Source organism: Paenibacillus lacisediminis (assembly GCF_046567315.2).
Map to the genome: position 1 here is coordinate 306,508 of NZ_JBKIAX020000002.1, position 11,401 is coordinate 317,908.

The following is an 11,401-nucleotide window of genomic DNA, read 5'->3' on the forward strand; positions in this document are numbered from 1 at the left end:
AAAAGTCGTCTTTCCATGACGAAGTAGTTCAGGGAGTAAACTCGACATCGAATCTTGAATTCAGCCGGGCCTTCCGTTGCTCACGTAGATCTGTCTACGCTCCGCTACTCAGTCCCTGGCTTCATCCAACCTTCTCGGTCCTGAAAACCCGACTTTTTGAACACGCACTTATATAAATAAAGAGCCCCTGACAGAATCAAAGGGCTCTCTTTACGTAAAGACAATGCCTTCTCATCTGCCAAAACCAATCTGCCACTGCAGCCATCGGTTTTGAAGGAATTAGCACCATGACATCCGCCAAGCTCCGCAGGTACCCGCGAAAACACCTTGGTCGAATCGGTTGCTGGGCTTCATCGGGCCTTTCCCTCCGCCTCTCTCGATAAGAAAAATATTAAATTGGAAAAAACTAATTCACGCTTTCTGAAACTATTGTTGAGTATAAAGACTTTCTCGCATTTTGTCAAAGGAAAAATAGCTCATTGGAAGTCAGTTTGTTGCGACCTTTTTCCACCGCCGGTTCGTATAATCAAAAACGGTCCAGAAGGTTTCGCAGACCATGCGGTAACCCTGCTCCAAATCCCGCAAATGCCGGTCGAGGTCCTCCAGTTCAATCTTCCCGTGAAGGGCCTGGTGCCGCTGCCACAGATCGTCCTTCATTTCCGAGTTCATGTAATGGATTTCCGTGTTCCGCCGGCGCCGCAGCACACCCAGCGCCTCACGGTACTCCTCCTTGATCGCCGTCAGCTTGCTGCCGAGCTCGGGTTGTACCTGCAAATGGGCGAATTGGCGCAGCACCGTAAAGTAGGAAAAATGCGTCTTAACCTTGGACGTGTTCAAATCGAACAACTCGTTCAACACCGTGCCAAGCTTATCCAGGGCGGAAAACACCCGAATGAATCCGTCCTTGTAAAAAAAGACGTATCGCGCATAATTCTCCCGCTCGTCCGCTCCCATATCGTCCACGAAACCGGTCCGGACTTTTTTGCGAAAAAACGCCGCAGCGAACAGGCACTGCTCCAACTCATCCAATGAGGAAATCAGCCCGTGCATCCAGACCTCCAGCTTGCGGAAATCATGGGTAGGATCTTGATGCCGCTTCATTTCCCGCTGCAGCAGCTTTACGGTTTGCACCATCGCATCCAACGTCTCGGCCAGCCGGCCTTCATTTCGTCTCGGCGGTTCGCCAAGTAAGCTTCGCAGCATTCGTTAGTCCCCGTTTCACGAAAAATAAGATTTCCAGCGCTCATCCACCAAAGACACGATATCCTCCCGCGGAAACAGTTCGTCGGGATACCCGGGCTTCATCCGGGCATCGATGACCAGCGGCAGCCCATAAGCCAGGTGGTGCTGCCGCACCTCGGCCGCGGCAAAAATATCGTCCGCCGGATTAAAGCGCGTAAACACCGTCCACAAAAAGGCGGTCTGGTCCCGCGTCGCCGCATCGGCGTCATCGACCAGTACGACCAGCGGCCAGCTCGTACCGCGTTCGCGCAGCCGGCCAAGCAGCCGTTCCGCCAGCTCGGGCTCCTCCTCGTAAGACGCGCCGGACACGACCAGGCATCCGTCATGAAACACGCGGATCCGGTCGATCTCGGCAATCTCGCCCTCGTTGTACGCCTGCGGCAGCTCGCGGACCGGGTTGCCGCCCCCAATCAAAATCGCCTTGCTGCCGTGGTTCAGCTTGCGCCCGGTATAATCCAGCGTATCATGTGAGGTATTGTTCAGAATAAACAAGTCCGTACGCGGATCAAAGCGCTCCAGCACCGTCTTCAGCAGCAGGCGGAAATCGGCCAGATCAACCGGCTTGTCCGTCAGCATCAAAATCTTCGTCAGCGACAGCTGGCCTTCCCCCAAAATCCGCAGCGCCGAGACAAGCGCTTCGCGGGAATAGCTCTCCCGGACGACCGCCGAGCTGAGCGCGTGAAATCCGCTTTCCGCATAGGTCCAGAGCGAGCGGACGCCCGGCATGACGACCGGGAAAGCCGGGGAGAGCAGCTTTTGCAGAAAATCTCCCATATAATAATCTTCTTGGCGCGGCTTGCCGACGATCGTCGCCGGATAAATCGCGTTTTTGCGGTGCCACATGTGGTTTACGTGCAGGACCGGAAATTCATGCTGTAGGGAATAATACCCGAAGTGGTCGCCGAACGGGCCTTCCAGCCGGCGCTCATGCGGCGGCACCAGCCCGGTGATGGCAAATTCGGATTCCGCCGGGATCCGGTGGCCGCCGAGCGGATTGTCGACCATCGGCAGCTTTTCGCCGAGAATAAACGAGGCGACGAGCAGTTCGGACAAATGCTCGGGCACCGGGGAAATCGCCGAAGCGATCATCGCCGGCGGGCCGCCCAGAAACACCGAAACCGGAAGCGGCTCGCCCCGTTTCTCGGCTTCATGGTAATGAAAGCCGCCGCCTTTTTGGATTTGCCAGTGCACCCCCGTCGTCTGATCGTCATACAGCTGAATCCGGTACATACCCAGGTTGTTCTCCTTGGGCTGCAGCGGGTTTTCCGTATATACGAGCGGCAAGGTGATGAAAGGACCGCCATCCTCCTGCCAGCTGGTCACCTTCGGCAACTCCTTAAGCGGCGTTTCGGTCCGGCACACCTCCAAAATCGGGGCATCGCTTTTGGTGACGGTTTTCATCCCCACTTTTAGCACTTCCCGAATTAATCCCCGCTCATTCCACAGCGCCTTCGGCGAAGGCGGCAAAAGCTTATGTATCGCGTCGACCAGCCGGTTCGCCAGCATTTCCGGACGGGTGCCAAACGCCATTTCCACGCGGCGCACCGTGCCGAACAAATTGGTCGCCACCGGGAACGGAGTTCCTTTCACGTTGGTGAACAACAGCGCCGGGCCGCCCTCCTCAATGACGCGGCGGTGGATTTCCGCCAGTTCCAGATAAGGGTCGACCGGAACATCGATAATCGCCAGCTGGTTTTCTTTTTGCAGTGCATCGATCCATTGACGCAAGTTCTTATAACTCATAGTTGATCAATCCTCCTAAACCGCTTTGCCCGCACCGGCCAAGGACCCTCCGGCTCCCCTGCTTAGCTGCCAGGTGCGGACGCTAAGATAACAAAGCACCCCAAACAACGCAGCCAACACGATAATGTGCGCCAGCGAAGTAAACAAGTAGACATGATAGTTGTTCAGCGTAAACACGATGCTCGCCCCAGTGAACACTTGAACGATGATCAGCAGCGTGGCGGCGAGTCCCAGCTTGCGTATTTCGGGAAGATCGGGATGCTTCCAGAAGGCCAAATGTCCAAGCGCGGCGATGACGAACAGCAGCAGGCCGGCGGCCACCCGGTGGGTAAACGCGATCCCTTCTCCCCCCGCCAGTCCCGGGATCAGCTGTCCGTTGCATAACGGCCACCCGCTGCAGCCTCCCGCCGAATCGGTATGGCTGACGTAGGCGCCCAGATAAACGACGATATACGTGTAACCGGTTGCGATCCAGGTCAGGTTGCGGAAGGTTTTGGACACTCCGGACTTTGGCCCGAATCCTGCCTGCCTGCGTTCCTCCTGGCGGATGCCCAGCACCAGCATGATTGAGCTGGCGAAAGCGATCAGCGAAAATCCGAAATGCAGCGCCATAACGTAGGAAGATGTCGGGTAAATGACGGCCATCGCCCCCATGAACGCCTGTACCATCACAAAAACCAAAGCCAGGAACGAAAACAGCTGGAGATCCCTGCGGTTTTTCCGGTACAGCCAAAAGGCGACGAACGCCGCCAGTGACAACAGCCCGGCAGCCCCGCTCACGGCCCGGTGGGAATATTCGATCAGGGAAGCGAGCGTGTGGGCAGGGACGAATTTGCCGTGGCAAAGCGGCCACTCATTGCCGCAGCCCAGCCCGGACTCCGTTTTGGTGACGACACTGCCCCCCAAGGTAGCCAGAAACATCACAAAGCAGGAAATATAACTGAGCCACTTCAATTGTTTCGTATTCAAACGGTTCACACCTTCTGATCCAAATTGATCTTCATTCGGTTGACATATCCTTCTCATTATAACCGATAAAGCAACCTCTTTCATAGGCAGCCTGTGTAAAAAGTTACAAAAAAGAAACCGCCGCCCCGGTTGGCCAGGACGGCGGCTTGATGTGCATGTATGCAATAGGCATGCTGGTTTGAAGGCGAACCTCACTTTAGAGTTTGTTCCTAAACTTCGACCTTTTCGACCTTATAGTGCCGTATTCCAACAACTCAAGTTTTCAGCGCCAAAGCGTATGCTTTGAACTACGTCGAACTACTTTGAACTACTTTGAACTACTTTGAACTACCTCTCACTGATCCCGTTTCTCCGGCGTATCATGCAGCGTATGGTATACGTCCAGCGCCCGCCCAAGGAACTGCTCGATCTCCTCGCGCGATTTGCGCAGCTTGTTGACAAAGCGAACGAGCTCACGACCGTCGGTATAGGCCACGAAGCTCGGGATGCCGAGAATGTTTTGCTCCTGGCTCACCTCGCCGACCTGATCCACATCCACTTCGATGAAGGTTAACCGGTCCGCGTATTTTTCCTCAACCTCCGGCATAAAAGGATCTATGAATTTGCAATCTCCGCACCAGTCCGCTTTAAAAACCGCGACCACCAGGCTGCTGGATTGAATACTGACCTGAAATTCTCCGGGAGATGTCACTTTTTTCATTTAAGCTTCCCTTCCTTTCTGTTCCTCTCTCCCCTTAAGTCAACCAAATCCGGGAGTGGAAGTCAATTTTTTGGGCATACTTGCAAGTAAATAACGATTGTCTGGCTGGGCGCTCCATTGATGGACCGGATGTGGCGAAACAGGATATGACTATGGCGAAATACGATATGACTGTGGAGAAACACGATATGGCTTTATGGTTGAACCAAGTGACCAATCTCCATGGAACCATGCTGCTGCGCCGGAACAGATTAACGCCATGACACGCTCGGCTCAGGTTTATTTTTGCTCATTCCATTGGATTTATCCAGTCAAATTGCTCGAGGTCAATCCGATCATAGCGGGGTGACAGGCTTGCGCGCCGGGTACCCGGTCGGGCATCATGTTATGATTGGAAATATCCAATAGAATTGGAATCTTAATGGCAAATATAGTAACTTGATTGGATATTTCCAATAGATGAGGTTAGTCAGGGTACAAAATGGGTGATTTGAGCGAATTCTATTGGATATTTTCCAATGAGAGCTCAAAATTACATTGAATATCCGTCAATCTATTGGATTTTTTCCAATGTGAGGCGGAGGGACGACCGGGTTTTGGGGATGATCAGTAACTACGTGCTATCCTTAACTGCTGCTGCGGCCTGAAGTCCAAAAGTTTTGTCAAAAAGTCCGGATTCCGGATGAAATAAATTTGAAACTAAGGGGAGGGAGCCCTCCACCATGAAATCGCAGCCTCGCCACCATACCGTGTTGTCCGAAAACGCCAAAAAGCTGATCACCCGACTGCCCGCTATCGCCTTAAACATTTTCAAAAACAAAACCGCCCAATTCGCCGATTCCTCACGGATGCGCGAAGAGGTGCTGAATCTGGACTGGAACGAATCGGCCGCCCGCACCGTCATCGCCGACATCGAAGACACGCTGCGGCGCGCCGTAACCGCCCGTCCGGCGGAGGAGCCGTTTTTGAGCCCCGAGGATGTGGCTTTGGCCGAAGAGATCGCCGCCGAGACGAGCCGGGCCGGCGCCAGCAATATTACTCGCACCGCGGCATACCTGGCCTGCTTTGAGGCGTATCCCGAGTTGCATTGGGCGTTCCTCGCCCATATGGTATCCCGTAATGCGGGATGGAATATGACCGATCTAAGCGGCAGCCGCATGGCCGACATTATCGATACCGAAGAGATACGGCTGACCTATCGGTTTTTGGAGAGAAATAATGCGCTCATTTTTCAGGACGCCTACCCCCAACTGCTGCTTTATATGAAAAGCCGGGAACGCGGAGCCAGCTACTTCCATCTGCTTCCGTATTTTCATGTATCGCGGTTTATGCGGCCGTTTTGGGAGCGTTTTTGGATTGACCGGGGCAGTGCTTTGCTCACCGTCGGGCTGATCATCAACGAGCAGAATTACATCGAAAAGCGGGTTGTACGCCATCCGTATTTCCAAAAATACGTAACAGGCAAAACTAAATTTCATCTGTTTAGCCTGGCCGGGTTGAATCAAGTCGTGTTTCCGCTGCTGGAACGGGAAGAAGGCGGGAAAGCCGGGGAGCCCACACAGAACGGGGCCGGGGCGGCTGCACCGGACGAGAGCGGTGCGAGCGGGGCTGCCGGGGCGGGTCCCGGCGGGCAGGAGGGCGTGTCCGCAGCAGCGGCTGCGGCAGTTGCAGCGAAGGCCGGATCTGCACGGGACGAACGCGCTGGGGAAGGCGGGGGGGCCACGCAGAGCGGGGCTGGTGCGGTTGCGTCGGGTGGAGCCGGGACGAATACTTCCGCCGCAGAGGGCGGGGCGGAAGTATGTGGCGACGGCGGTGAGGGTGCTCCGGAAGCGGGCTATCCAGGCGGGAGTGACAGCGCGGAAGGCGCGGCTTTGCCGGGACGGGCCAGCGCGAGGAGCGGCGCGGCCCAGGCGCAAGGCGCCGCGCCAGAGCCGGGGCCGGCTGCCGAGTGGGAGGTGCGCCGCCTTGCGGGGCGCGTCGTCTCCGACTTCGGCAGCCTGCCCGCCCGCATCGCGTTAGGCAAAAGCCTGTACGCGATGCTGATGGGCTACCGCGCCGTGCGCAGCGGCGCGGAGCGGTTCGCCGCGAGCGTGCCGCACAGCGGCTCGCGGGCGGATTATTGGCCGGGTTTGTTCACGGCCAATAAGGAAGAAGCTCTGACCGCCGGCCGGCAGGCGTCAGAGCTTCTTCAAGGCGAGACGCTGCCGGCCGGCGAGCGTCTCTACAGCCCCAAGCTGCTAAGCGCTTGGGGCGACACGCCATATGAGCCAATATCCCGGGAGGATTGGCTCAAGGACCACAGCGCGCTGGACGGGATCAGCGCGCCGAAGCGGCCGTTTCTGTGCGACATCAGCCGCGAGCACCGGGGCGGCATCCTCGAAACGGCGCTGCTCCACGATGCGCTGGGCGACTCCTAAAAGCCGGCGCGGCTCGTTAAGGTGGACAAAACTCCCAATTGCGCGCAACACTTCTATCGTAAACAATACTAGCGTGAACAAAACTAGCGTGAACAAAACTAGCGGGCATCGCTCCTAAACGCGACATAGGTGATTTGCACCTGCCCAGTTGCTCGAGATCACCATAGTCGCAGGTCGCACACCAACACGCTTAAATCCAAATAATACGCCATTAAATAGCGGTAAATTATGGTCTTATTCTGCCAATGTTTGCCCCCATAAGGAAATAGCGGAATAAAAAGGCGTTATTTGAGGGGCCGCCGGCAAAAACAGGTGTTTCGTAGCCGATCCCACAAAAATAACGCCCAAAAATTCCGCTAACTTCCTATTAACACGCAAAACTCTATCAATAGCGCCCTTTTTTACCGCTAGCGGATGCCCGGGTTCGGCTAGTGGGCGCCCGGGTCCGGCTAGCGGGGCGCCCGGGGTCGGCCGCAGGTCGCCAACGCGGCTGCAGGTCGGCCCGTTCCAGCGCGCCCGCGATCAATGCTGCCTCGCACCGCCGGACGGCGAAAGTTTGTCCAAGCGCAGCACACGTTCTAAACCGCGCACCTGCCGCACGGGAACGCACGCCAGTAAAAAGCGCGTTAGCAGCGCCCAACCCTGCCTGCCGCCTCTACCTATTTCCCGACGGCGGTTTGGCCGCCGCGCTGCAGGCGCATGAGCGGGGACAGGATTTTCCGCAGCGGCTTCGGATAACCGGCCAGTTCGTCCTTGCGGACCACCCGCAGCAGGATCAGCATGACCGGGTACAAAGCGACCACGGCCGCTCCGACGATGCAGCAGGTCAGGAAGAAGGCAACCCGCGCCGGCATTAGCGCCTCCATTTGGATACCGGCCTGATTCAGGCCGTAGCCCACGCCGGACAGCACGACCACCGTCGCCAGGAAGCCCAGCCAACGGTCGCCCATCAGCGAGAACGGAACGATCCGCTTCATCGCCCGTACATTGAGCAGTGTAATGACCAGGAAACATAGTCCTGTCGCCGTAACGATGCCGTAAATCCCCCAAAATTGCGCGAGAATATAGCTGGCTGCCAGCTTCACAACAACCCCGATCGCGACGTGAACCATCGACTGGTTCGCTTTGCCCACGCCGAGCAGTATCGAGTTGCTGGTCATCATCGTAATTTGAAAAATCGTCGCAAACGTCAGCATAGCCACGATACTGCTGCCATCCCGCGTACTGAACAGCAAACCGTTCACGGAATAAGCCGCCGAACCCAGCGCGACGATGATCGGCATGCCGGTCAGCACCGAAACCCGCATCGCCAGCGTAACCTGGCGCTGCAAATGCTCCTGGTCTTTCCGGGCGTATGCCGCGGAAATAATCGGCACCAGCGATTGGCTCAGCGCAATGGCCAAAATCGGCGGAATTCCGGCGATCATTTGCGCCCGATTGCCCAAAATCCCCAGGATATAGGTGGCTTGTCCGGAGCCGATCTGTCCGCTCAGCAGCGGCTTCAAAATAGAGTTGTCGATAAAATTGACGGCCGGAACCGCCAACGCGGTCAGCACGATCGGAATCGACAATTTGAAAATTTCCGCATAAATCCGTTTAAACGGCAGCTTTTCCTCAGGTTGGGCATCCGCTGTCCGTTCCCCCCGGTCCTGCCGCAGCATTTTCACGCTGAAATACAACATGACGAGCAAAGCGGCGACGCCGCCAAGCACCGCGCCGAAAGTGGCGCCTGCGGCCACATCTTCGCCCGAAAAACCCCAGTTGAACAGCAAAAAAGCCAAAACAATGCCGGTCACGACTCGAACAATTTGTTCGATAACCTGCGAGACGCCGCCGGCGATCATAATGTTCCGCCCCTGCAAATAACCGCGGATGATCGCGATCAGCGGAAACAACAGCAGCGCCGGAGAAAGCGCCCGAATTGCCACCACCGATTCAGGAACGCCGGCAGCTTTCGCATAATAAGGCGCCATAACAAACAACAGCGCAAACATGACCACGCCGGCGGCTGCGGCAAAGATCAGCGCGGCGTGATACACGCGGCGGGCCTCGTCGGGCCGGTTTAAGGCGTGCCGTTCGGAAACCATTTTGCTTAACGTGCTGGGAATGCCGGCCGTGGCCAACGTCAGCAGCATGAAGTAAGCCGCGTTCGCCTGCGAATAGGAGGCGTTCCCGACGTCGCCGAGAATGTGCTCCAGCGGCACGCGCTGAAACAATCCGAGCACCCTCGCGATCAGCGCCGCCCCCGCCAAAATCAAAGTGCCTTTAATAAACGATTCTTTTTTGGACAACAACGATTCCTTCTTTCGCTACCCTGAATAAGTCCATTTCTGCGATGATTATAACGCTCTAGGAACAAGAGCCTGGCACCGGCCTATCCGCCGTAAAGCTAAGCCGCTATGATCCAGATAATAAACGCGACAATCATGACCAGCTGCAAAATCACCTTGACGACGATGCTGCTAAACAGACCAACGACCGAGCCGATCCCCACTTTAAACGCCTTGGAAAGCGACTCGCCGCGGATAATCTCCCCGAGCATCGCCCCGAGCAGCGGCCCGATCACAAGCCCAAACGCCGGAATGACAAACGGTCCGATGATGATGCCGATCGTGCTGAGCCAGACGGACAGCTTGCTGCCGCCGAATTTTTTCACGCCCCAGGCTCCGACCGCATAGTCTGCAACCAGCAGCACAACGACGATCAACGTCTGCACGATCCAGAAAAGCGGCCCAAACGGCTCGAAGGAGAAAAACCAGCCGTACACAAAAAAGGCGAAATAGATGGCAACTACGCCGGGAAGTACGGGATATACCGTCCCCGCCATACCGATGGCAAACAGCAATATCACCAAAATCCACCCGAGCACGGTCATGATCATCACGACAACTTCACTCTCCCGTTAAAATAAAATCGCGGATAATCAGCGCGATGCCGTCCTCGTTGTTGGTGGCTGTCACCACGTCCGCCTTGGCCTTTACGGCTTCCTGGGCGTTGCCCATGGCGACGCCGAGCCCGGCCGCTTCGATCGCGGCGAGGTCGTTCAGACTGTCCCCAACCGCCACGGCTTCGGACAGATCGAGTCCAAACCAATCGCAGACAGTGCGAATGCCGCTCGCTTTGCTGATCCCCGCGGGATTGATCTCCAAATTGTACGGCGACGAATTGGTGACTTCCAGACCGCCCAGCTCCTGAAGCCGCCGTTTGATATCCTGCCGCACCTCATCGTCCTTGGTAAAATAACCGAATTTCATCCACTGGTTGCGCTCCAGCACTTCAGGGACCCAATTCGTTTCATTGTAGCTGCCTTCCACCGAGTAGGCCCAGAACCATACCTTCTTTTCCTCAGCAATGGCATGCATCCCGGCAACAAGCGACCGGTCAAGCAATACCCGGCTGTGCAGCTCTTTCGGCGTTCTCCATATTTCGCTCCCGTTCACGGTGATCATCGGCGTGCCCAGATCAAGCTGCTCCCCGTACGCGATCGCCTCGTGATATCCCCGCCCCGTCGACAGGCAGACATGCACCCCGGCGGCTGCCGCCTTGCGAATCCATTTTTCCGTTTCCGGCGTAATTTGCTGCTCATCGTTCAACAACGTTCCGTCCATATCGAGCGCCAACAATTTGTACTTCAAAAAAAAGCTCCTCCCATCTTCGGGTCATCCTATAATAGCACACCGCCATTTTACCATAATCCCGGAATCCCAACAAAGCTTCGGCAAAAGCAGGCAGGCTGACCGGAGACTCCCCGGTCGCAGCTTGCGAGCCGTTATTGCATCATATCCAGCTTCCACCCAAGCCTTCCACTGCGAAAGCAGCAGGTCCGCCAACTGCTCCCGCTGGATTTCCCACCCCCGCTCCGTAAACACCAGCACCGGCATTTCGCCAACCCAACTGAATGCCAGAAAATCATTTTTAATCATCCAGTCTACACGCTCGGTGATGTTCGCGATCGTCAGCTGCCGATAATATCCGTAAGCTATACTATCGCTCAGCCCTAACGCCAACAGTTTTTTGTCGCGGGAACCTTTCAGTATTTTGGCCAGCATCGTTCTTCCCGCGCGCCCGGCGATGCTGTCGGCGGCATGAAGCATGTAGCGGACTTCCTCTCCGTCAACACGAGTTTATCGGATGTATCGCTCATTTTCTTCCCTTCCCGTTCCGTTTTTTGAAACCTATATCTAATTCAATTTAAATTCAGATGTTGTATAAATCCTTTTGCCTAACTTCCGCATTTCTTTAGTTCAACTTATACACTCAACTTTCGCCGAACCATAATCGGCTTAACTGCCGATGCTGTACAGACAGAGTACACCGTTGCCTATTTATT

Annotated in this window: 9 protein-coding genes and 1 riboswitch; of the genes, 1 reads left to right on the plus strand and 8 read right to left on the minus strand. The window is 55.9% G+C overall.

The window, feature by feature from the left end; genetic code table 11:
• Positions 1-228: 228 nt before the first annotated feature.
• A riboswitch (SAM riboswitch) is annotated at positions 229-386 on the minus strand.
• Positions 387-486: 100 nt separating this feature from the next.
• From ACLD72_RS04765 to ACLD72_RS04780, 4 genes are all read right to left on the minus strand, one after another.
• Positions 487-1,203 (minus strand): Cthe_2314 family HEPN domain-containing protein, encoded by a 717-nt coding sequence (locus ACLD72_RS04765; RefSeq protein ID WP_410996265.1) that lies wholly within the window; start codon positions 1,201-1,203, stop codon positions 487-489.
• 15 nt (positions 1,204-1,218) lie between these two features.
• A complete protein-coding gene (locus ACLD72_RS04770; protein ID WP_410996267.1) occupies positions 1,219-2,985 on the minus strand; it encodes a UbiD family decarboxylase in 1,767 nt (588 codons plus the stop codon).
• 15 nt (positions 2,986-3,000) lie between these two features.
• Positions 3,001-3,954, minus strand: a complete 954-nt coding sequence (locus tag ACLD72_RS04775; protein ID WP_410996518.1) for a COX15/CtaA family protein — start codon at positions 3,952-3,954, stop codon at positions 3,001-3,003.
• 334 nt (positions 3,955-4,288) lie between these two features.
• Entirely contained in the window at positions 4,289-4,654 is a 366-nt protein-coding gene (locus ACLD72_RS04780; RefSeq protein WP_410996269.1) for a thioredoxin family protein, read from the minus strand.
• Positions 4,655-5,376: 722 nt separating this feature from the next.
• Here ACLD72_RS04780 and ACLD72_RS04785 point away from each other — a divergent pair.
• Positions 5,377-7,071, plus strand: coding sequence for a DUF2515 family protein (locus ACLD72_RS04785; RefSeq protein WP_410996271.1), 1,695 nt, complete (start codon positions 5,377-5,379; stop codon positions 7,069-7,071).
• Positions 7,072-7,730: 659 nt separating this feature from the next.
• Here ACLD72_RS04785 and ACLD72_RS04790 read toward each other — a convergent pair.
• The 4 genes from ACLD72_RS04790 to ACLD72_RS04805 form a co-directional block, all read right to left on the minus strand.
• Complete coding sequence (locus tag ACLD72_RS04790; RefSeq protein ID WP_410996273.1) at positions 7,731-9,362, minus strand: oligosaccharide flippase family protein; 1,632 nt, start codon at positions 9,360-9,362, stop codon at positions 7,731-7,733.
• A 98-nt stretch (positions 9,363-9,460) separates the two neighbouring features.
• Complete coding sequence (locus tag ACLD72_RS04795; protein ID WP_251591676.1) at positions 9,461-9,946, minus strand: DUF456 domain-containing protein; 486 nt, start codon at positions 9,944-9,946, stop codon at positions 9,461-9,463.
• A 16-nt stretch (positions 9,947-9,962) separates the two neighbouring features.
• Positions 9,963-10,706, minus strand: a complete 744-nt coding sequence (locus tag ACLD72_RS04800) for a Cof-type HAD-IIB family hydrolase (protein ID WP_410996275.1) — start codon at positions 10,704-10,706, stop codon at positions 9,963-9,965.
• A gap of 24 nt (positions 10,707-10,730) precedes the next feature.
• Positions 10,731-11,165: an RQC-minor-1 family DNA-binding protein gene (locus ACLD72_RS04805; RefSeq protein WP_410996277.1), complete on the minus strand. Its 435-nt coding sequence runs from the start codon at positions 11,163-11,165 to the stop codon at positions 10,731-10,733.
• Positions 11,166-11,401 lie beyond the last annotated feature (236 nt).

Coding starts and splice junctions, on each gene's coding strand:
- ACLD72_RS04780 (WP_410996269.1), bottom strand. CDS start 4,654: ATGAAAAAAGTGACATCTCCCGGAGAATTTCAGGTCAGTATTCAATCC.
- ACLD72_RS04765 (WP_410996265.1), bottom strand. CDS start 1,203: ATGCTGCGAAGCTTACTTGGCGAACCGCCGAGACGAAATGAAGGCCGG.
- ACLD72_RS04785 (WP_410996271.1), top strand. CDS start 5,377: ATGAAATCGCAGCCTCGCCACCATACCGTGTTGTCCGAAAACGCCAAA.
- ACLD72_RS04770 (WP_410996267.1), bottom strand. CDS start 2,985: ATGAGTTATAAGAACTTGCGTCAATGGATCGATGCACTGCAAAAAGAA.
- ACLD72_RS04795 (WP_251591676.1), bottom strand. CDS start 9,946: ATGACCGTGCTCGGGTGGATTTTGGTGATATTGCTGTTTGCCATCGGT.
- ACLD72_RS04805 (WP_410996277.1), bottom strand. CDS start 11,165: ATGCTTCATGCCGCCGACAGCATCGCCGGGCGCGCGGGAAGAACGATG.